General features: G+C 72.1%; 20 protein-coding genes. 8 read left to right on the top strand and 12 right to left on the bottom strand.

The features are described from left to right. Window positions 1–206: 206 nt before the first annotated feature. The 4 genes from E7Z54_RS17650 to E7Z54_RS17665 all read left to right on the top strand — a co-directional run bounded on the left by E7Z54_RS17650 (window position 207) and on the right by E7Z54_RS17665 (window position 3,725). Complete coding sequence (locus tag E7Z54_RS17650; protein WP_136435951.1) at window positions 207–524, top strand: MerR family transcriptional regulator; 318 nt, start codon at window positions 207–209, stop codon at window positions 522–524. Then, window positions 517–1,173 (top strand): pyridoxamine 5'-phosphate oxidase, encoded by a 657-nt coding sequence (pdxH, locus tag E7Z54_RS17655; protein WP_136435953.1) that lies wholly within the window; start codon window positions 517–519, stop codon window positions 1,171–1,173. Before E7Z54_RS17650 ends, pdxH begins: the two co-directional genes overlap by 8 nt. A 522-nt stretch (window positions 1,174–1,695) precedes the next feature. Continuing rightward, window positions 1,696–3,276, top strand: a complete 1,581-nt coding sequence (locus E7Z54_RS17660; RefSeq protein WP_136435954.1) for an MDR family MFS transporter — start codon at window positions 1,696–1,698, stop codon at window positions 3,274–3,276. Further along, window positions 3,273–3,725, top strand: coding sequence for a MarR family winged helix-turn-helix transcriptional regulator (locus tag E7Z54_RS17665; RefSeq protein ID WP_136435956.1), 453 nt, complete (start codon window positions 3,273–3,275; stop codon window positions 3,723–3,725). Before E7Z54_RS17660 ends, E7Z54_RS17665 begins: the two co-directional genes overlap by 4 nt. A gap of 73 nt (window positions 3,726–3,798) precedes the next feature. Here the strand turns inward: E7Z54_RS17665 and E7Z54_RS17670 are convergent, their stop codons facing one another. Together E7Z54_RS17670 and E7Z54_RS17675 are read right to left on the bottom strand one after the other, a co-directional pair. Continuing rightward, on the bottom strand, window positions 3,799–5,415 hold the full coding sequence (locus E7Z54_RS17670; RefSeq protein WP_136435958.1) for a glycoside hydrolase family 13 protein: 1,617 nt from the start codon (window positions 5,413–5,415) through the stop codon (window positions 3,799–3,801). Beyond that, window positions 5,412–6,122, bottom strand: coding sequence for a hypothetical protein (locus E7Z54_RS17675; protein WP_206056362.1), 711 nt, complete (start codon window positions 6,120–6,122; stop codon window positions 5,412–5,414). The genes E7Z54_RS17670 and E7Z54_RS17675 overlap by 4 nt, the downstream gene beginning before the upstream one ends. 74 nt (window positions 6,123–6,196) lie before the next feature. Between E7Z54_RS17675 and E7Z54_RS17680 the strand changes: the two genes are divergently transcribed. Next, entirely contained in the window at window positions 6,197–6,883 is a 687-nt protein-coding gene (locus E7Z54_RS17680) for a metal-dependent transcriptional regulator (RefSeq protein WP_136435961.1), read from the top strand. Here the strand turns inward: E7Z54_RS17680 and E7Z54_RS17685 are convergent. After that, window positions 6,870–7,715, bottom strand: a complete 846-nt coding sequence (locus E7Z54_RS17685; RefSeq protein ID WP_240769760.1) for a Sir2 family NAD-dependent protein deacetylase — start codon at window positions 7,713–7,715, stop codon at window positions 6,870–6,872. The genes E7Z54_RS17680 and E7Z54_RS17685 overlap by 14 nt on opposite strands. A 57-nt stretch (window positions 7,716–7,772) precedes the next feature. On the opposite strand from E7Z54_RS17685, the gene E7Z54_RS17690 reads away from it, so the two are divergent. After that, window positions 7,773–8,309 carry a SigE family RNA polymerase sigma factor gene (locus tag E7Z54_RS17690; protein WP_240769761.1) on the top strand — a complete coding sequence of 179 codons (537 nt, stop codon included), beginning with the start codon at window positions 7,773–7,775 and terminating at the stop codon, window positions 8,307–8,309. Then, window positions 8,306–8,989 (top strand): hypothetical protein, encoded by a 684-nt coding sequence (locus E7Z54_RS17695; RefSeq protein ID WP_136435964.1) that lies wholly within the window; start codon window positions 8,306–8,308, stop codon window positions 8,987–8,989. The genes E7Z54_RS17690 and E7Z54_RS17695 overlap by 4 nt, the downstream gene beginning before the upstream one ends. 9 nt (window positions 8,990–8,998) lie before the next feature. On the opposite strand, the gene E7Z54_RS17700 is transcribed toward E7Z54_RS17695, so the two are convergent. Genes E7Z54_RS17700 through E7Z54_RS17715 form a run of 4 tightly spaced genes read right to left on the bottom strand, consistent with a single transcriptional unit; the run spans window position 8,999 to window position 12,627 of the window. Further along, on the bottom strand, window positions 8,999–9,673 hold the full coding sequence (locus E7Z54_RS17700) for a protein-L-isoaspartate O-methyltransferase family protein (RefSeq protein WP_136435966.1): 675 nt from the start codon (window positions 9,671–9,673) through the stop codon (window positions 8,999–9,001). 4 nt (window positions 9,674–9,677) lie between these two features. Then, window positions 9,678–9,944 carry a DUF2277 domain-containing protein gene (locus E7Z54_RS17705; RefSeq protein WP_136435968.1) on the bottom strand — a complete coding sequence of 89 codons (267 nt, stop codon included), beginning with the start codon at window positions 9,942–9,944 and terminating at the stop codon, window positions 9,678–9,680. Between the two features lie 50 nt (window positions 9,945–9,994). After that, complete coding sequence (locus tag E7Z54_RS17710; RefSeq protein ID WP_136435970.1) at window positions 9,995–12,088, bottom strand: beta-propeller domain-containing protein; 2,094 nt, start codon at window positions 12,086–12,088, stop codon at window positions 9,995–9,997. Continuing rightward, the gene (locus E7Z54_RS17715) at window positions 12,085–12,627 is read right to left on the bottom strand and encodes a SigE family RNA polymerase sigma factor (RefSeq protein ID WP_136435972.1); all 543 of its coding nucleotides are present in this window, start codon (window positions 12,625–12,627) and stop codon (window positions 12,085–12,087) included. Before E7Z54_RS17715 ends, E7Z54_RS17710 begins: the two co-directional genes overlap by 4 nt. 95 nt (window positions 12,628–12,722) lie before the next feature. Here E7Z54_RS17715 and E7Z54_RS17720 point away from each other — a divergent pair, with 95 nt between their 5' ends. Beyond that, window positions 12,723–13,916 (top strand): saccharopine dehydrogenase family protein, encoded by a 1,194-nt coding sequence (locus E7Z54_RS17720; protein WP_136435974.1) that lies wholly within the window; start codon window positions 12,723–12,725, stop codon window positions 13,914–13,916. A gap of 93 nt (window positions 13,917–14,009) precedes the next feature. Here the strand turns inward: E7Z54_RS17720 and E7Z54_RS17725 are convergent, their stop codons facing one another. The 5 genes from E7Z54_RS17725 to E7Z54_RS17745 form a co-directional block, all read right to left on the bottom strand. Continuing rightward, entirely contained in the window at window positions 14,010–14,594 is a 585-nt protein-coding gene (locus tag E7Z54_RS17725) for a hypothetical protein (protein ID WP_136435976.1), read from the bottom strand. Between the two features lie 186 nt (window positions 14,595–14,780). Next, complete coding sequence (locus E7Z54_RS17730) at window positions 14,781–15,407, bottom strand: sortase domain-containing protein (RefSeq protein ID WP_136435978.1); 627 nt, start codon at window positions 15,405–15,407, stop codon at window positions 14,781–14,783. 93 nt (window positions 15,408–15,500) lie between these two features. Beyond that, a complete protein-coding gene (locus tag E7Z54_RS17735; RefSeq protein ID WP_136435980.1) occupies window positions 15,501–17,231 on the bottom strand; it encodes a sigma-70 family RNA polymerase sigma factor in 1,731 nt (576 codons plus the stop codon). A gap of 129 nt (window positions 17,232–17,360) precedes the next feature. Beyond that, on the bottom strand, window positions 17,361–18,614 hold the full coding sequence (locus E7Z54_RS17740) for a hypothetical protein (protein ID WP_206056364.1): 1,254 nt from the start codon (window positions 18,612–18,614) through the stop codon (window positions 17,361–17,363). Between the two features lie 58 nt (window positions 18,615–18,672). After that, window positions 18,673–19,518, bottom strand: coding sequence for an LLM class F420-dependent oxidoreductase (locus E7Z54_RS17745; protein WP_136435983.1), 846 nt, complete (start codon window positions 19,516–19,518; stop codon window positions 18,673–18,675). Window positions 19,519–19,625 lie beyond the last annotated feature (107 nt).

Raw genomic sequence — 19,625 nt, forward strand, 5'->3', positions numbered from 1 at the left:
AGTTGTCGGCACAGTGGGGGATCAGGATGGTCGACATCGCACACTCTCCTTGCATGGGCGAAGACTTGAGGACGAAGTTGGAGGTTTGCTGTAGAGCGAGGTGAAATTTATATCCAGAGCCAAGGACCGGGCGGCGGGTAGTCTCTGGGGCTGGGCCACGGTCGTTTGGAGACGTCACGGGCAGCCTCGAGGAGGAGGGCGGAGAGATGGTCACGTCAGGCGTGGGATCGCCGCTGGACGACAGCTCGCTGGCCTTCTACACGATCGGCCAGGTCGCCGAGATCCTCGGCGTGCAGCCCGCCGCGCTGCGCCGGATCGAGGACCAGGGGCTGATCCACCCCGATCGCTCCGGTGGCGGTCAGCGCCGCTACAGCCGCAACGAGGTGGACCGGCTACGCGAGGTGCTGACGCTGACCGACGAGGGCGTCACCCTCGCGGGGGTGCGCCATGTGCTCGAGCTGCGGCAGCGGGTCACCGACCTCGAGGACGAGCTGGCCCAGGCGCGCGAGCACTCCGATGACTGAGGGCGAGGGGGAGGTCGATCTCGCCGCGCTGCGCCAGGACTACGGCGTCGCCGGGCTGGCCGAGTCTGACGCCGACCCCGATCCCTGGGCGCAGTGGCGCCGGTGGTTCGGGGACGCGGTGGCTGCCGGCCTGCACGAGCCGAACGCGATGATCGTGGCGACCGTGTCGCCTGAGGGACAGCCCTCGGCCCGGACCGTCCTGCTCAAAGGGATCTCCGCGGGTGGCTTCCGGTTCTTCACCAACACCGGCTCCGACAAGGCGCGCGACCTCGCGCTCGAGCCGCGGTGCGCGCTGCTGTTCCCCTGGCACCCGCTGGAGCGGCAGGTCCGGGTGGAGGGAGTCGCGGAGCCGCTGGAGGGCGGCGAGGTGGCGTCGTACTTCTCCTCGCGGCCGCGGGGCTCGCAGCTCGGGGCGTGGGCCTCCCCGCAGTCCCAGGTGGTCGCCGGGCGCGCGCAGCTCGAGGATGCCTACCGCGAGATGGAGGAGCGCTTCGCGGGCCGGGCGGTGCCGGTGCCGCCGACCTGGGGCGGCTACCGGGTGCGGCCGGTTCGCTTCGAGTTCTGGCAGGGGCGGCCGGGACGGCTTCACGACCGGCTGCGGTACCGGCTCGTCGAGGGCAGCTGGGTCGTGGAGCGCCTCGCGCCCTGACGGCCTTGTGGGTGAACTCGCAGGCCCCGGCGCCTGCGCCCTCGGGAGGGCGGTCGAAACGCGCGGATATCCCGTTGTGCGGTGCCCAACCGCGACCTACCGTTGTCGCACACGGGAAAGGAGGTGGTCCGAAGAATGATTTCTTTTGGGACGCGTGAGGTGGCTGCCCGCTAGCAGCCTGCCGTTCGAGCCGGACCACGTCTGAGCTCAGGACCTATGCGGCTGCGGCGAATCCATCGCAGTCACCCGGCCCGCAGGTGACCCCGGCCCGTCCACCGGGGAGGGTCTTCGACCACATCTGCGGGCCGCCGCATTTTTCGAGGGGGCGCGAGGGGGCTCGGTGTGCGGCGCGAGGGGGCGCGGTGTGCGTCGCGAGGGGGCGCGGTGTGCGGCGCGAGGGGGCGCGGTGTGCGGACGGTTGTGCTGGGCAACCACTGGTCGTATGGTTGATCAGATCAACCAACTGCCGTGAATCGAGATGCCCGCCGGATGACGCCCAGGCCGACCAGCGGACCGGGTCAGATGACCCACCGCGAGATCATGGAGGCCCTGACCGGGCTGCTGCTCGCGATGTTCGTCGCCATGCTCTCCAGCACGGTGGTGAGCAACGCCCTCCCGGTGATCGTGACCGATCTCCACGGCAGTCAGACCGGCTACAGCTGGATCGTCGTCGCCACGCTGCTGACGATGACCGCGAGTACGCCGATCTGGGGCAAGCTCGCGGACATCTTCAGCAAGAAGATGCTGGTCCAGTCCGCGCTCGTCATCTTCAGCATCGGGTCGATCGCTGCGGGCCTCGCCGGCAGCATGAGCACCCTGATCGGCGCCCGTGCCTTCCAAGGCCTCGGCATCGGTGGGCTCACCGCCCTGGTGCAGGTCGTGATCGCATCGATGGTGTCGCCGCGCGAACGCGGTCGCTACAGCGGCTACATCGGGGCCGTCTTCGCCATCGCCACGGTCAGCGGCCCGTTGCTCGGTGGCCTCATCGTCGACAGCCCGCTCGGCTGGAGAGGCTGCTTCTTCGTGACGCTGCCGGTGGCAGTGCTCGCCTTCTTCACACTGCAGAAGACACTGCGGCTCGCAGTGGTCAAGCGCCCGGTGCGGATCGACTACGCCGGCGCCGTCTTGATCATGGCCGGCATCAGCCTGATCCTCGTGTGGGTCAGCCTCGCCGGCCAGAGCTTCGACTGGCTGTCCGGGATCTCCGTCGTGCTCGTCGGGGGCGGGCTCGCTCTCATCGCCGCCGCGATGTACGTCGAGGCGAGGTTGGCCTCCGAGCCAGTGATCCCGCTCCGGCTCTTCCGCGACCGCACCACGGCGCTGGCGACGGGCGCCTCGGTCATGATCGGTGTGGCGATGTTCGCGGCGACCGTCTACCTCAGCCAGTACTTCCAACTCGCCCGGGGGATGAGCCCCACCGAGGCCGGGCTGATGTCGATCGCCATGGTCGGCGGTCTGCTGCTCTCGAGCATCGTCAGCGGCAGGGTCATCACCCACACGGGCCGGTGGAAGCGCTGGCTGGTCGGCGGCATGGTGCTGGTGATCGTCGGCCTCGCCCTTCTCGGCTCGATCGACGCACACACGCCGCTGGCCGTCGTGAGTGCGTTCATGGTGGTGGTCGGGCTGGGCCTCGGGGCGACGATGCAGAACCTGGTCCTCGCCGTGCAGAACAACGCCGCGCCCGCAGATCTCGGCGCCGCGAGCTCCCTGGTCGCGTTCTTCCGCTCCATCGGAGGCTCGGTCGGCGTCTCAGTGCTCGGCGCGGTGCTCGCGCACCAGGTCTCTGGAAGCGTGACCGAGGGGATCCGGGGCTTGGCTCGCCGGGGGACGATCTCGCCCGAGCAGATTGCCGAGATGCAGCACTCCACCGGCGACATTCCTAAGCTGGATGCACTCCCGGTCCCGATCCGCGTCCTCTACGAGAACTCGTTCGGGGACGCAGTGGGACATCTCTTCCTGGTCTCGGTGCCCTTCGCAGTCCTGGCGTTCATCTGCGTCGTCCTCATCAAGGAGGTCCCACTCCGGACCACGCTCGCGGCGACAGCCGACAGCGACGAGAATGTGGACCAGGCCGCGGACGTCGCAAAGGAGGCGCGCCGATGACCGATCGGGCCGAGGTGCTGCGCCAGATCGAGACCGAGGTGGGAGTACTGATCCGCCGGGTGCGCCGCGTGATCCGCGAGCGCTCGGAGGCCGTGCATCCGGACCTCCAGCCGGCGTCGTACCTCGTTCTTGGCTACATACGTGACCACGGCCCGATCCGGGCGTCGGCCATGTGTGCGGTGTTCGGCATCGACAAGGGTGCGATCAGCCGGCACGCACAGCACCTGATCGACCTCGGCCTCGTCGACCGCGCGGACGACCCCGAGGACGGCCGCGCCACCCTGCTGACCGTGAGCGAGGACGGGCGGCGGCGGATCGACGCGGTGGCCCAGTCGAGGCGCAAGGCACTCGACCAGCGGCTCAACGACTGGACCGCCGAGGAGCTGGGCGACTTCGCCGGGATGCTGCGGCGCTATAACGACGCGCTCAGCCCTCCCACCGATCGCTGAGCCGCCGCACTCCGCGCCCCTTCGCGGCGCACACCGCGCCCCTTCGCGCCGCACACTGCGCCCCTTCGCGGGGTCAGCGGAGCCAGACGGCGGTGTCGGGTGGGAGCTTGCCGTCGGCGGTGAGCGGGGAGCTGGAGATCAGGACCTCGCCGTCGGGGAGCTCCACCGCGCTGGGGCCGGCGTTCAGCAGGACCTTCACGCCCGCGCGGACGATGAGGAGCAGGTCGCCCTCGGCGGCTGCGACCGTCGACTCGTCCGCGCCGGTGAACACCTTGCGCCGGGTGGTGAGCGCCCGCTGGTAGAAGGCGAGGGTCGACTCGGGGTCGGCCTCCTGGGCTTCCACGGTGAGGTCGGCCCAGTCGGCGGGCTGCGGGATCCACGGCTGACCCGCAGCCGGTCCGAAGCCGTACGGCGGCGCCTGACCCGACCACGGCATCGGCACCCGGCAGCCGTCGCGGCCGGGCTTGCCGGTGCGGCGCCACGACGGGTCCTGCCGCGCCTCGGGCGGGACGTCCACCTGCTCGAGCCCGAGCTCCTCGCCCTGGTAGAGGTAGGCCGAGCCGGGCAGGGCGAGCATGGCCAGCGTCGTCGCGCGGCCCCGGGCCAGTCCGACCGGGCCGCCGCCGTACCTCGTCGGGTGCCGCTCCACGTCGTGGTTGGAGAGCACCCAGGTGGGCGCCGCCTGCGCTGCTGCGACCGCGGCAATGGAGCCGGTGATCACCTCGGCGAAGTCCTCCGCCGACCACTTCGTGCCGAGCCAGGCGAAGTTGAACGCCTGGTGCAGCTCGTCGGGCCGGACGAACAGGGCCATCGACTCGGTGGTCTGGGTCCACGCCTCGGCGACGGCCATCCGGTCACCGGGGTAGGAGTCGAGCACGCGCCGCCAGCGGCGGTAGACGTCGTGCACCTCGGGCTGGTCCCACATGGGCTCGTCGTTCAGCACCCGCTCGACCATCGACGCGGACTTCTTCTGCTCCTTCTCCAGGCGCTTCTGGTCGCGGAGCGACTCCTCCTTGTAGAGGCCGTGCGCGACGTCGACGCGGAACCCGTCGACACCCTTGTCCAGCCAGAACCGCAGCACGTCCTCGAACATGTCGCCGACCTCCGGGTTGCGCCAGTCCAGGTCGGGCTGCGTGGAGTCGAAGAGATGCAGGTACCACTGCCCCGGGGTGCCGTCGGCCTCGGTGACCCGCGTCCACGCCGGACCGCCGAAGACCGACTCCCAGTTGTTGGGCGGCAGGTCGCCCTCGGGGCCGCGGCCCTCACGGAACAGGTACCGCGCACGCTCGCGGGAGCCGGGACCGGCGGCGAGCGCCGCCCGGAACCACGCGTGCTGGTCGGAGGTGTGGTTGGGGACGAGGTCCACGATCACCCGGAGATCCAGCCCGTGCGCCGTCTCGAGCAGTACGTCGATGTCGTCGAGCGAGCCGAAGAGGGGGTCGACGTCCCGGTAGTCGGCGACGTCGTACCCGTGGTCCTTCTGCGGCGAGGTGTAGAACGGGGTGAGCCACAGGGCGTCCACCCCGAGCTCGCGCAGGTAGGGGAGCCGGGCGGTGATCCCCGGGATGTCGCCGACGCCATCGCCCCCGGCGGGGTGCGCGTCGGAGAAGCTGCGGACGTAGACCTGGTAGACGACGGCGTCGTACCACCAGGGCGTCCCGCCCGGACGCGCGGAGGAGGTGGTGGTCATCGGAAATCCTTCGGGTCGACGGCGATCCACACCTGCTCGGCCGTCGCGACCACGATGTCGCTGGGTCCGTACAGGGTGGAGGCCGTGTGGGTCTTGCGTCCCTCGATGTGACGTTCTTCGCCCACCACGACGTATCGCTCGGACGTGCGAGGCAGGCTGTGCACCTCGACCGTGATCCGGCCGAGAACCGAGGGTCGCCCCTCGAGGTCGCTGGCCCAGGCGCTGGGGCAGTCGAGCGCGGCCCAGGTTACCGGGACACTGGACTCGTACGGCGTCCAGGTGGCTGCCACCCTCCGGCGGTCGGTGCTCGGCGCGGAGACCGGGCCGGCGAAGATCCGCAGGCCGTCACCGGGCTCCCGCGCGGTCCCGCACACGAAGCAGCCCGGGAAGGGGTGGTTCCGGTGTCCGGCGTACGACGCCTCCGCGCGCGCCGCCTCCCCGGCCGGGACCGGGGCGACCGGTGTGAGCGGGTCTCCGGCGTACTGGGCCTCGGCCACGGTCCGACCGTCGTGGCTGAGGACCGCGCCGGCCGCGGTGGGCTCGACCTGGAGCGGGGTCGACAGCGGCGGGGGCAGCCTGAGGGTGACCGTGACCGCCGTGCCGACCGCCTGGCGGGGCAGAGTGGCGGCGAGCGCGCCGGCGACCCAGCCTCCGTTGCCGGAGCTGGGCGGGCCGTTGAAGCGGTGGGGGACGGTCAGGATCGCCACTCCCATACCCTCCCATCCGGCATCAAGGAGACCGGCGTCGAGCCGCGTCGCTCGGCATAGGTCAGAATGGGCGCGTGAGCGATCTCATCGACACCACCGAGATGTACCTCCGGACGGTCTATGAACTGATCGAGGAGGGCATCGTCCCGCTGCGGGCCAGGATCGCCGAGCGCCTCCACCAGAGCGGTCCCACGGTGTCGCAGACGGTGGCGCGGATGGAACGCGACGGGCTGCTCACGGTCGAGGGCGACCGCCACCTCGAGCTGACCGAGGAGGGCCAGCGTCTGGCGACCCGGGTGATGCGCAAGCACCGCCTTGCGGAGCGCCTGCTCACCGACGTGATCGGGCTCGACTGGGAGCTCGTGCACGAGGAGGCGTGCCGCTGGGAGCACGTCATGTCGGAGACCGTCGAGCGCCGGCTGATCGAGCTGCTCGGGCACCCGACCGAGTCTCCCTACGGCAACCCGATCCCCGGCCTCGCGGAGCTCGGCGAGGAGCGCATCGGCGAGCACTTCATGAACGACGTCGAGCCGCTGTCCAAGGCCGCGACCCCCGAGATCACCCGCGCCCTGGTACGCCGGATCTCCGAGGAGATGCAGAAGGACGAGGCGCTGATGAGCGCCATGCGTCGCGTGGGCGCCCTGCCGGACAAGACGATCACCATCCAGGCGACCCCGGACGGCGTCCTCGTCGGCGCCGGCGGCGAGACCGCGGAGATCTTCCCCGAGGCGGCCGACCACATCTTCGTCAAGAGGTTGTGAGGCTCCCGGCCGTCGCGCGGCGCGGCTGCCGCGCAGCGGTCAGCAGGGAAAGCCACTCACTGGTGCCCGTCTCGACCTTGTACGACGCCAGGTCGTCGCCGCGCGTCCGCCCGCGATTGACGATCACCACCGGCACGCCCAGCAGTGCCGCGCGGCGCACGAACCGCAGCCCACTCATCACGGTGAGGCTGGAGCCGGCGACGATGAGCGCCCCGCGCGACTCGGCGAGGGCCTCCACAGCCGCGTAGCAGCGCGCCACGCGTGGCTTCGGGACGTTCTCGCCGAAGAACACCACGTCGGGCTTCAGCGGCCCGCCGCAGCCGGGTGCCTCGCAGTCGGGCACCACGAAGTCCGCGGTGTCGTCGAGGTCGACGTCGCCGTCGGGCCGCACCGCGACGTCCGCGTGCCGCGCGGCCCAGCCGGGGTTGGCCTGTTCGAGTCGCCGCTGGAGCGCGGGTCGGGTCGTCGTACTCCTGCAGGAGAGGCAGACCACGTCGGCGATCCGTCCGTGCAGGGCGACCAGCCGTGGGGTGCCCGCGGCCTCGTGCAGGCCGTCGACGTTCTGGGTGATCACGAGGTCGGCGTCGAGGGCGGCGACCGCCCGGTGCCCGGCGTTCGGCACGGCGCGCCTCATGCGCGACCAGCCGAGGTGGCTGCGAGCCCAGTAGCGCCGGCGCGCGGCCGGGCCGGACACGAACTCCTGGTAGGTCATCGGCATCCGCGCCGGCGAGTTCGGCCCCCGGTAGTCCGGGATCCCCGAATCGGTCGACAGGCCCGCTCCGGTGAGGACGACGAGCGGGCGGTCGGCCAGCAGGTCGAGCGCGGTGGTCACGGATCGAGAGTACGGCGCGCCGTGCAACCCGGGACTCGCCCGCATTGTTGTAGAGGTGTGAGCATCCGCAGCCTGCCCCGCGACGACGAGTTCGCCGCCTTCGTCCGGGAGCACCGCGGCCGACTCGTCGCGACCGCTCGGCTGCTGACCGGTGGCGACCCCCACCTGGCCGAGGACCTGGTCCAGACCGCGCTCGTGCGGGTCTACCTCGCCTGGGGTCGGGCCCGCGCCGGCAGCCCCGCCGCCTACGCGCGCCGCGTCCTGGTCAACGGCTTCATCGACCACCGTCGGCGCCCGTGGGTCCGTCGCGAGGAGGCCTCGTCGGCCGTGCCGGACGAGGCGGTCGTGCCGGACGACGCCTTCGGCGACGACCCGACCCTGGTGACCGCGCTGGCCGAGCTGCCGCCGCGGATGCGCGCGGCCGTCGTCCTGCGCCATGTCCACGACCTGTCGGTCGAGGAGACCGCCGACGCGCTCGGCTGCAGCACCGGCACGGTCAAGAGCCAGACCGCGCGGGCGCTCGACAAGCTCCGCGTCGCCATGACCCCCGCCGCCCCGACCCCCGCCCGCACGCTCCGAGGAGAACTGCCATGACCGACGACCTCACCGTCCTGACCGACCGTCTCGCCCGACTCGCCGGCACCGCCGCGGTCCCCGCCGAGGCCACCGTCGGCCGCGACGTGGCGCGTGGCCGGACGGCGCTGGTCCGGCGCCGTCGAACCCGGGCCGCGATGGCGGGCGTCGGACTGACCCTCACCATGGGCGCAGGCCTCGGTGTGCTCCTGGTGGCGCAGGACCCCGTCGACGGCGGCCGCTCGCCGGCCGCCGGTCCGTCCCAGGGCGGCCCGACGACCGGCGACTCCTCGACCGCAGAGGTCGCGCTCGTCTCCTACTCGGGACGGCAGCCGGAGGGCTTCACGGTGGCGAAGGTGCCGGCGGGGTTCGTGGTCCAGGGCTCCGACGCGTTCGTGCTGACGCTGGCCCCGACCGGGGACAGCAGCCACTACCTCAGCTTCGCCGACAAGCTGGTCGTCACCCTGCAGTCCCTCGACGCCGCCCCCGGCGCGCCTGAGGGCACGCCGGTCGAGGTGGACGGCGAGCCCGGCGCGATCCGCGAGGCCCCCGACGGCCTGGCGCGCACCCTCTCCTACGTGGACGGCGACCGCCGCGTCGAGATCCAGGCCTGGCGCACCGTCGGGCTCACCGACGACCAGCTCGTCGAGTTCGCGGAGGGCATCGGCGTCACCGGCGCCGCGCAGGCGCCGCGCGGCTGACCGGCGGCGTCAACGGTCCTCCTCGACCGACTCGGGCCGGTCGATGTCGGGCCGGTCGATGTCGGGCCGCTCGATGTCGGGCCGCTCGATGTCGGGCCGGTCGACGAGAGGCCGGTCGACGAGAGGCCGGTCGATGAGGGGGACGAAGGTGTAGGCCCCGTGCTCCTCGACCTCCACCTGGCCGTCGACGAGGCGGGTGACGCGCAGCATCTCGCCGTTCACCGGGCCGACGAGGACCCCGCTGAGCGCGAGCTGCTGGACCAGGACGTCGGGGAACTCGCCGGCGTCCGCGGACAGCAGGATCCGGTCGTACGGCGCCCCCCGCGGCCAGCCCAGGACGCCGGGCTCGGCCTGTCGGAGCTCGACGCCCTCGAGCCCGCCGACGTTGGCCCGACCGAACTCCAGCACCTCGGGGATCAGCTCGACCCCGACCACCGAGCCCGACGGACCGACGAGGTGGGCGAGCAGCGCGCTGGTCCAGCCCGAGCCGCAGCCGACGTCGAGAACGTGGTCGCCGGGTTGCGGATCGAGCAGCTCGAGCATGTTGGCGACCGTCGTCGGCTGGGAGTTCGTGACGCCGTGCCCGATGGGAAGCGGCTTGTCGAGGCCGGCGAAGGGGCGTTGCTCCGCGGGCAGGAAGTGCTCCCGGGCCACGGCCCGGAGAGCGTCCGCCACCCGGCCCATCGGCTCAGCCGTAGCGCAGCCGGGCGCGCTCGCGGGCCTTCTGCGCCTCGACCTCGCGGTCCTTGGGCGGAGCAGTGGTGACCAGGTCCTCGAGCAGATGCTGGGTGATGTGGGCGACCTCGGCGACGGCGCGGTCGAAGGCGGCCTGGTTGGCCTGGCTCGGCTTCGTCGTACCGCTGATCTTGCGGACGTACTGGAGCGCCGCCGCCGTCACCTCGTCGGTGCTCGCCGGGGGGTCGAAGTTGTGGAGCGTTCGGATGTTGCGGCACATGCTTCGAGCCTACGTCGAACCCGCCCCGGCCGCGCTCGGCCCACGTGCGGCTACAGCTCGAAGAACTGGGCATGCTCGCCGGTCACCAGGACCACCCGGCCGTCCGGCATGGGCACGGCCCGGACGTGGTCGACGTCATCACCGAACTCCACCCTCACCATCCGGTTCCGCAGCTCGCCGTCGACCAGCCGCAGCACCGACACGTAGCCGATCCGCCGGTCGGTCCACCTCTGGACCACGGTCAGCATGGTGCGGTGCTCCGGCAGCCAGGTGAACGAGCGCGGGTCGGACCCGGCGAGGGCCTCGGTTCCGTTGCCGTAGCTCACCACGTCCATCCGCCGCACACGTCCCAGGTCGACGACGTTGAACAGCCCCACCTGCGCGCCCCAGCCGCCGGTGCCGTCCGGGCCTTCGCCGACACCGACCATGCGCCGGCTTCCGAGCGGGTGCAGGTAGGACGAGAACCCCGGGATCTTGAGCTTGCCGAGCAGCCGGGGTTTCGCGGTGCTGGTGAGGTCGACCGCGTAGAGCGGGTCGACCCGCCGGAACGTCACCATGATCGCGAGATCGTCGAACCACCGCACGGACTGGATGTCCTCGTTGCGGCCCAGGCCGTCCAAACGGCCCCGCTCGACCAGGTCCTCGCCGGCGCGGCGGAAGGTCACGATCGAGTTGAAGTTGCCGGTCTCCGACGTCGGGCCGACCGCGACCCGCAGCACGCCGTCGGCCTCGTCGACCGACCAGCGATCGCGGATCCGGCCCTCCACCTCGCCGGAGGCGACGTGGCGTGCGGAGGTCCCGTCGAGGGCGAAGTCGAAGAGGTACGACGAGCCGCCATCCCCGCCGATCCGGCCGACCAGGCTGCCGTCGCCCTCGCACCAGTCGATGCACTGCGGTGCGTCGCCGCTGGCGACGAGGTACAGATGGTCGGCCGACTCGTACGCGATGTCGGTCGCCCCGGCCAGGCCGATCGCGTCCAGCCGGTCCGGCGCCCCGGCCTCGAAGCCGACGACGCTGACGGTGTCGAGGCCGAGATCGTCGTCGGGGATGGCCACATTGGTGCAGTCGAGCAGCTGCTGGCCCTTGTCGCCGCTCTCGCCCGACACCGTGACGGTCGGCAGCCAGTCCTCGATCGTCGAGCCCTCGACGACCTGCAGGTTGTGCTTCAAGGCGTCCTTCTCGCTGCGGCGACCGCGTGGCTCGACGAAGTCGAGGTCGGGCAGACCGGAGGAGAGGACCAGGCGGACCGCGGACCCGTGCTGGCGCGCGGAGAGCAGGCCGGCGTCGTAGGCGATGTCGTCGACGACCGCCGGTTCACTGGGATCGGCCAGGGAGACGGTCAGCACCCGGGTTCCGACCGGCGGCTGGCGGCCGTAGCGGCGGTGGTAGCCGTCCGGGTCGGCGGCGCGGTCCGGGTCCGTGTCGTCGGCGCCGATCGCGACGACCGTGTCCTTGCTGAGCATGATCTCGGCGTCCTCGATCCCGGGCAGGTCGATGCTGGAGAGCTTCTCGGTGGAGGAGCCGCTGACCGAGTAGGTCACCAGCTCGTCGTCGCGGACCAGGGTGAGGATCTCGCCGTTCGTCTTGACCGTGTCCGGCTCGTCGACCGCCGCCTCCTGGACGTTGGTGCCGGTCTCGCTGTTGACCTGGCGGTCGGTCTGCGGTCCCGACGCGGACTCGGTGCCGTCGCGAGGTCCGGGTGCGCTGTCGGCCATCCCCCCTCGCCTGTTCGGCTCGTCGAGCGGGACCGGCGCGCCGCCGAGCAGATCGTCGCCCGCGTAGCCCTGGCCGTACAGGGGACCGCCCCACCCCCAGGGGCCGACCAGCCCGATCGCGCGGTCGACGTACGACGCCAGTAGCTCCTCGCAGGACTCAGCCGCCTCGAGGTCGCCCTGGAAGGCCACGTTGCTGGGCAGCGGCTGAGCGCCGGGCGGCGTTCTGCTCCCGCCCCCGTCGGAGCCGACCAGCGTGCCGACGACGAAGGACGCGGCCAGGCCGGTCACGGCCGCGGCCGTCACCAGCGGTCGTACGACGAGACGCCGGCGCTTCGGGCTCGCCGCTCCGCCGCCGGCCTCGGCGAGGATCTCGCGCACCGGCGGCCTGCCGGTGGGGTAGTCGTCCCAGAGTCGTTCGAGGTCGGTCATTTCGGTCCTCCGGACAGGTCGAGCAGATGGTCGTTCGAGGCGAGGTGCGCGAGCGCGCGGGACAGTCGGCTCTTGACCGTCCCCGGCGGTATCCCGAGTGCCTCGGCGGTCTGCCTCTCGGTGAGCTGGACGAAGTAGCGCAGCACCACCACGTCGCGAGCAGCCTTCGGGAGCGAGCCGAGCGCACGCTGCACCGCGTCGGCGATCGCGACGGCCTCGGACGCGTCGGGTCGGACGCCGGCCCCGTGCGTCTCCGGCCGGTCGAGCACGGCCTGCGGGTCGCTGTACTGCTGGCTTGCCTTCCACCACGGGCTGCGGCGGGTGTCGCGCAGGCAGTTGAGGAGCATCCGGTAGACGTAGGCGTCGCGGTTCTCGGCGCTGCTCACCCGGTCCCAGCCGGTGTAGCAGCGGACCAGGGTGGTCTGGGCGAGGTCCTCGGCCTCGTGCGGACGGGCGCCGAGGAAGACCGCCGCCCGCACCAGGGTCGGCCAGCTCTGCTCGACGTAGGCGGCGTACGCCGTCTCGGTGTCCGGGTCCACGGGCTCTCCGTTGCTCTGATGGTGTGCTGAACCTACGACGGCGCTCGGGGGGTGCGGGGTTCCATCGGATCTCCGCGCGATGGAAGGATCGCCGCATGGCTGACAACTCCCGCCCCTACGACGTCGTGCTCTTCGGCGCCACCGGCTTCACCGGCGGTCTGACCGCCGACTACCTCGCGGCGCACGCGCCTGCCACGCTGCGGTGGGCGCTCGCGGGACGCAACGAGGAGAAGCTGGAGAAGGTGCGCACGCACCTCGCCCAGGCCAACCCGGCACTGGCCGAGATGCCGCTGCTGGTCGCCGACGCCTCGGACGCCGACGCGCTCGCCGAGGTGGCCGCGACCGCCAGGGTCGTCGCGACCACGGTCGGCCCCTACCTGGAGTACGGCAGCCCCCTGGTCGCCGCCTGCGCGGCTGCGGGGACCGACTACGTCGACCTGACCGGCGAGCCCGAGTTCGTCGACCGCGCCTACGTGGAGCACCACGCGACCGCGGTGAGCAGCGGCGCACGGCTCGTGCACGCCTGCGGGTTCGACTCGGTCCCGCACGACCTGGGTGCGTACTTCACCATCAAGGAGCTTGCCGCTGAGCTCGGGGGCGAGATCACCGAGCCGGTGAGGATGCGGGGTGTGGTGCGGTCCAAGGCCGGGTTCTCCGGCGGGACCTTCCACTCCGCGCTCACCGCGTTCTCCCGCGCCCGCCAGATGAGGGAGGCCGCGAAGGCCCGACGTCGGCTGGAGCCGCGGCCCGAGGGCCGTCGCTCACGGGCGGCGGCCGGCAGGCCCCACCGGGACGGGGACCTCGGCTACTGGCTGCTGCCACTGCCGACGATCGACCCGTTCGTGGTCGCGCGCAGCGGCGCAGCGCTGTCGTCGTACGGCCCGGAGTTCACGTACTCGCACTATGCGGGCACCAAGACGCTGCGGTACGCCGCCGGCGGGGCCGTCGGCGTCACCGGCCTCACCGTGGCCGCCCAGGTCCCGCCGCTGCGCAACCTGCTGCTGAAGAAGGTGCCGCAGGGTGAGGGCCCCTCGGAGAAGCGGCGCGAGAGGTCCTGGTTCACCGTGGACTTCGTCGCCGACAGCGCGGGAGTGAAGGTGCACACGCGCGTGTCCGGCGGCGACCCCGGGTACACCGAGACCGCCACGATGCTGGCGGAGTCGGCGATGTGCCTCGCGCTGGACGAGAACCCCAACGTCTCGGGCCAGGTCACCCCGACCGTGGCGATGGGCGAGGCGCTGCTGGCCCGGCTCCGGAGTGCCGGGATCACGTTCGAGCGCCGAGGCTAGCCGGGAGTCGACGGGGCCGACTGGAGCCCATCCGCGACGCACATGCAGGTCGGCCGCCCGGGCTTTCCCGGGCGGCCGACCTGTGGTGTGAGATCAGCGGGCGCCGCGCGCGATCCGCTGGCGGGCCAGGAGCGAACCCGCAGCCATGACCAGTCCGCCACCGGCGAGGACCCACGCGAGATCGATGCGCTCGTCCTGGCTGGCACCGGCACCGGCGTCGATGCGGCTCGGGACCGGGACGTCGGCGGTGCCCTCGACGTCGACGCCAGGCGTGTCCTGGTTGTCGTCGCCGGGGTTGTCGTCACCGGGGTCGTCACCCGGCTCGGGGTTGGTGAGGTCGTCCGGGACCTCGGGCTCCTCGTCGGGCTCGGGGTTCGTGATGTCGTCCGGGACCTCGGGCTCCTCGTCCGGCTCCGGGTTCGTGATGTCGTCCGGGCGCTCCGGCTCCTCGTCCGGCTCGGGGTTCTTGATGTCGCCCGGACCCGTCGGGTCGACCGGCCCCGGCTCGGGGTTGGCGATGTCGGTCGGGCCGGTCGGCTTCGGGTCGACGACGCCGGGCCGGACCTGGAAGTCCATGTTGTCGTCGGCGTGGGCGAGGCCGCCGCCGACGGCGATGGCGCTGGCCGCGAGCGGCGCGGCGATCAGGAGGCGGACGGCGGTGCGGGTGCTGTTCTTCATCGGATTCTCCTTGGGGGTTCGGGGCGACCGTTCGTGGTGGCCCCTCGAGTTGGTTTCGATGCTGGTAAGAGCAGGCGCCCACCCCGACCTTGCAGATTTCCTCGCGACTTCTCCGGATTTCTTTTTTGACCGGGATCCGGCCGTCATCACTCCATCCGGGCGGGTCCCTGCTGGCTCGACCGCCGGTCAGGGGGAGGGGCTCGTGGAGGCGAGGTGCGCGTAGACGATGGTGTTGTCGGGATAGCCGAGCTCCGGGTCCCGCTTCCCTCCGCAGGTGATCAGCCGCAGCAGTGCCTCGTTCGTGTCGGGCCAGATCTCGTCGTACGGAAGGTCGTCCTTGGAGACGTCCTCGACGTCGTCGACGACGAACGTCGCGACGGCGCCGGCCCGGTGGACCCGGATCAGGTCACCGGGCTGCAGCGTGACCAGGTCCCAGAACACGTCGGGGCCGTCCGGTCCGTGCACGTGAGCCACCACGACCGCGCCACCGGGCTCCCCGGGACGCGGCCCCGGGTCGTACCAGCTGGCGTCGCCGAAGTCAGGCGTGTCCAGGGTCCCGTCGTCGCGCAGGCCGCGACCGGTGAGTCGCTCGTCGACCCCGATCGCGGGCACCTCGATCCGGGTGGGTACGGGGACCGGCTGCGGCGGCTCGGGCGCTGCCGGCACCGACGGCGCCGGTGTCGGAGGCGCGGGGGCGGTGATCACCGTCGGCGGGGCGGGTCGGTCGTCGACCAGGCCGAGGACGCCCGCCGCCCCCAGCCCCAGGCCCGCGATCGCTCCGATCAGGGTCCCCAGTCGTGCGCTTCTGCCCATGTCCCGTCCTCCTGTGTGCGTTGGCTGCGCAGGTAGGAGCAGGTGAGGCGCCAGGTCTTGCAGGTTTCGGCGTCGTGGCCGGCCGCGGGCGGATCAGCCGGGGCAGGGGTCGACCGAGATCGTGCGGGTGCGGCGTGCCTGGTGGCCGCCGGGGTCGGTCGCGACGAACGTGACCACGACGTCACCGCCGACCGGGAAGCCGCCGATCGTCGCGCGCCAACCGTCCGCGGAGCGGGACGCGGTCCGCTGACCGGTAGCCCCGCTGGGGCCCTCCCACGACACTCGGGTCGACGCCACGCCCGAGCCGTCGGTGATCGTGGCCGCGACCGTGACCAGTCGGCCGGTCGCGTCGCACTCGTCGGCCTCGAGCACCTCGATGGCGCCGATCCGTGGCGCGAGGTCCCTGGCCAGGCGGACCGTGATCAGCACCGTGCCGCCGGACCAGGCCACGGCGACCCGCCCGCTGCTGGCACCCTCGGGCAGCGCCGAGCGATCGGCACTGATCTGCAGCGTGGTCGCCGCGCCGGGCTCGATGGAGTCGCTGCCCGGGCTCGCATCGAGCCACCCCGCTCGCGGGTTCGCCGTGAACTCCAGGGCGGTGCCGCCGGTGTTCCTCAGTCGCACGCTCCCCGTGGAGGACCGGCTGCCGAGGTCCAGGACGCGGGTCGACACCTGGAGCGAGGCCGGTGTCGCCACGGTGGGCTCGTCGGTCGTCGCCGTCGGCGAGGGCTCCCCCGGAGGGGACGGCTCGTCCGAGACCGGGGGCTCCTTTGGAGCGACCAGGCTGGGCTCCGAGGTGGGACCCGTCGGCCCCGGGTCGCTGGTGGCGCTGTCCGCGGTGCTCGCCGCGCTGGTCGAGGAGTCGATCCCCACCAGGTCGTCGCCGGACGCGGGCCACCAGGTGACCACCGCCCAGGTGCCCAGCGCGATGAGCAGCATCGTCGTGCCGATCAGGAGGCCGCCGCGCCTCCCGTGATGGCCGTCGCCACCCGGCGGGGGGACCGGTGGTGCTGCCGGGTCCGCGTAGTAGGCGACCAGGCGCTGGTCGTCGAGAACCCGCTCGCGCAGTCCTGCGGGCGCCGCCACGAGCGGGACCGCAGCGAGCAGGGCCAGCGGGCTGACCATGACCTTGCGACGGCTCTCGCACACGTCGCAGCCGTCGATGTGGCGCGCCACCCGCTTGCGGATCAACGGGGAGAAGCGGCCGTCCCAGTCCTGCAGCAGGTCGGCCAGCGTCGTGCAGTCCTCGCTCCCGCGACGCGCGATCAGCAGGGCGCCGAGGGCGCGCTCGACCTGGTCGCGGGCCCTGCTCAGCATGACGTACGCGTTCGCGGGGGTGACGTCCATGGCCGCTGCGAGCTCGGCCCCCTCGAGCCCCTGACGAAGGTGGAGGTCCAGGAGTGCGCGGTCACGGTCGTTCAGGCCCTCGACGGCGGCCCACACCAGGTCCCGAGCCTGGTGCTGGACGGCCGCCGCCTCGACCTGCTGCTCGGGTCCGTCTCCCAGGTCAGGCATCTCGGCCAGCCACTCGTCGTCGTGCGCCACCCGCGCCCGGCCTCTCAGCGTCCGCAGGCACTCGTTCCGGACGACCGAGTAGAGCCACGGTCGCAGGCTGGAGTGGTCCCGCAGCTGGTCGAGCTTCTCCGCCATCACCACGAAGGAGTCCGCGACGCAGTCCGCGGCCTCCTCGCGGTTGCGCACCATCGAGAACGCGAAGTCGTAGAGACGGTCGGCGTAGCGCTCGTACACACCCGCGAACGCCCGCCGGTCGCCGGCGAGGACGCCGGCGACGAGTTCCGAGTCGGGTTCGACCGCCTGGTTCATGGGGCGACTGTACGGATCTCGGGCGTGGGCGGGGGCGCGTGCACATCGGTCCCCTCTCGGCTCGCGGACTTGGCTGACGAGAGTGAGAGCGCCCGCGGCCTCGAACCTTGCACTTTCTGGGCCGGTTTCTCAGATCGGGGTGATCGGCAGCGACTTCCGGGGCTGGAACTGGAATGCGGCGCCGGTGCTGACCCTCGTCACCGCCACCTCGTCGGCCTCCCTGGCCGGCAGCTCACCGCGGACGACGGTGAGCTGCCACGCGTCCTCCTCGCCCAGGCCGCGCACCTGCACACGGAGGCGCGGGTCCACCCCGCGCACGACTGCCTGCAGCGCGGCCGTCCACGCCGGTCCGCACAGCGAGATCCACGCGTCGTCCTCGTGGGCGGCAGACGGCCGGACGGTGAGCGTGTGCCCGGAGATCTCGGCGTCGACGTACGCCGCGGGGTTCAGCAGGGGATGTACGGCGAGCAGCCGCACTGCCGCCGTCACCGGGTCGGTCGCGTCGGTCAGCCCGAGCGCCCGCGCGAGGCGTTCCGCGCCGATGCCGGCCACGCCGACCAGCTGCTTGCGGCGGATGCTCAGCAGCTCCGCGTCGGTCTCGGTGCGCTCCGCCACAGCCATCGCGAAGGCGTGGTCGAGCAGGTGCATCTGGAGACAGACCTCGTCGGCGATGCGCACCAGCGCCGACCGGGAGAAGTCGGCGAAGTCGATGTCGGAGAGCAGCGGTCCGGTGTAGTCGGCACGTCCCTCGTCGCTCGGGTCGATCGGCTCGAGCTCGAGCGTCGCGGCCCGGGTCCTCTCGTTGGCAGCGAGCGCCGCGATGCCCTCCGCCTCGGGGTGGGACTCGTCGATGATCACGGTCCACGCGCAGTGGGGCTTGCGGTCGGCCGGCCTGCGCGGCGGCCGGTGGATCGGCCGCACCTGCGCCTTCGGGTTGGTCGCGACGGCGGTCGCGTCGAAGGTCGGATCCTCGATGTCGTGGCACATGCCCGTGACGTAGGCCTCGCCCATCGGCTCGACGTCCATCAGCGCCCCGCAGTGGTCGAGGTGGAACTCGCCGTGCCACGGGTCGTGCACCGTGTAGCGGAAGTCCATGAACTGCGGGGGAGCGCCGATGTCGAGCTGCAGCCCCTTGAAGATCGTCACCACGTCGCCCCTGCCCTCGACCGCGGGTGCGTAGCCGAGCGCCCGTTGCATCCGCCGGGTGTAGATCGGGCTGGCCGCCGCCCACTCCTCGATCGCGACCTGCAGCATCTCCTCCCGACCGAAGGCCGCGATGCACCAGGCCATGCCGGAGCGGTCGATCAGCTGGCCCATCAACAGCAGCTCGGGCACGAGGGTAGCGAGCTCCTCGCGGGAGAGGTCGGCGTAACGGCTGCGCACCTGACGTTCCTGTCGTGAATTCATGGCCTGGGCATCTCGTTCGTCAGGTACGTCGGCATCAGGCAAGCCCGAGTCGGCCGGCGAGCTTGTCGAGGTGTGCCAGCACCGTCGCCTCGTCCGCGTCCGGCACCCCCCACATCAGCTCGGTCGCCTTCGCGGCGGACCAGTCGGCGAAGTCCTCCGCGCTGGGCCTCCTGGCGACCAGGACGCGGATCTGCGGCTCGCCGGCGCGCCCGTTCGCCGCCCACTCCTCGCGGAGCGCATCGGCCTTCGCCGCGACATCGGTCTCGACGGGCGTGGTCATCCAGCCGTCGGCATGCCGGGCGATCCAGGCCAGCGTCTTCGGCCCGCCGCCCGCGCCGATGACGACCGGGATCACTCCCTGCGGGGGCTTGGGGTAGGCCCAGCTGGGACCGAACGAGACGAACTCGCCGTCGTAGGCCGCCTCCTCCTCCGTCCACAGCGCGCGCATCGCTTCGAGGTACTCCTTGAGCACCGTGCGGCGACGCGCTGCGGGGACGCCGTGGTCGGCGAGCTCGTCGGTGTTCCAGCCGAAGCCGGCGCCGATCGACAGCCGCCCGCCGGAGAGGTGGTCGAGGGTGGCGAGGGTCTTCGCGAGGGTGATCGGGTCGGACTCGACCGGGAGCGCGACGGCCGTGGACAGGCCGATCCTCGTGGTCACGGCCGCGCAGGTGGCGAGGGAGACCCACGGGTCGAGCGTGCGCAGGTAGCGGTCGTCGGGGAGCTCCTCGCCACCGGTCGGGTGCAGGGCGTCGCGGCGGACCGGGATGTGGGTGTGCTCCGGTACGTAGATCGTGTCGAACCCTCGCTCCTCGGCGGCCCGCGCGAGGGCGGCCGGGGTGATCCCGCGGTCGGAGGTGAACAGGACGATGCCGTTGCGCATCTGACGCCTTTCGGTCGCTGAGGGGCCCGCGAGGAGCATGCGAACATCCCGAGCCTAGAACGAGTTCTAGATCGATGCTTGCGGGATGCCGGATCGTCTCCTATGTT

The organism is Nocardioides sp. (genome assembly GCF_004803405.1).
GTDB lineage: Bacteria > Actinomycetota > Actinomycetes > Propionibacteriales > Nocardioidaceae > Nocardioides > Nocardioides vastitatis.

Bases quoted from the DNA above. Each gene is read 5' to 3' on its own strand.
- E7Z54_RS17665 (WP_136435956.1), top strand. From the start codon at position 3,273: ATGACCGATCGGGCCGAGGTGCTGCGCCAGATCGAGACCGAGGTGGGA.
- E7Z54_RS17695 (WP_136435964.1), top strand. From the start codon at position 8,306: ATGACCGACGACCTCACCGTCCTGACCGACCGTCTCGCCCGACTCGCC.
- pdxH (WP_136435953.1), top strand. From the start codon at position 517: ATGACTGAGGGCGAGGGGGAGGTCGATCTCGCCGCGCTGCGCCAGGAC.
- E7Z54_RS17705 (WP_136435968.1), bottom strand. From the start codon at position 9,944: ATGTGCCGCAACATCCGAACGCTCCACAACTTCGACCCCCCGGCGAGC.
- E7Z54_RS17730 (WP_136435978.1), bottom strand. From the start codon at position 15,407: ATGGGCAGAAGCGCACGACTGGGGACCCTGATCGGAGCGATCGCGGGC.
- E7Z54_RS17720 (WP_136435974.1), top strand. From the start codon at position 12,723: ATGGCTGACAACTCCCGCCCCTACGACGTCGTGCTCTTCGGCGCCACC.
- E7Z54_RS17710 (WP_136435970.1), bottom strand. From the start codon at position 12,088: ATGACCGACCTCGAACGACTCTGGGACGACTACCCCACCGGCAGGCCG.
- E7Z54_RS17660 (WP_136435954.1), top strand. From the start codon at position 1,696: ATGACCCACCGCGAGATCATGGAGGCCCTGACCGGGCTGCTGCTCGCG.
- E7Z54_RS17700 (WP_136435966.1), bottom strand. From the start codon at position 9,673: ATGGGCCGGGTGGCGGACGCTCTCCGGGCCGTGGCCCGGGAGCACTTC.
- E7Z54_RS17725 (WP_136435976.1), bottom strand. From the start codon at position 14,594: ATGAAGAACAGCACCCGCACCGCCGTCCGCCTCCTGATCGCCGCGCCG.
- E7Z54_RS17745 (WP_136435983.1), bottom strand. From the start codon at position 19,518: ATGCGCAACGGCATCGTCCTGTTCACCTCCGACCGCGGGATCACCCCG.
- E7Z54_RS17670 (WP_136435958.1), bottom strand. From the start codon at position 5,415: ATGACCACCACCTCCTCCGCGCGTCCGGGCGGGACGCCCTGGTGGTAC.
- E7Z54_RS17735 (WP_136435980.1), bottom strand. From the start codon at position 17,231: ATGAACCAGGCGGTCGAACCCGACTCGGAACTCGTCGCCGGCGTCCTC.
- E7Z54_RS17650 (WP_136435951.1), top strand. From the start codon at position 207: ATGGTCACGTCAGGCGTGGGATCGCCGCTGGACGACAGCTCGCTGGCC.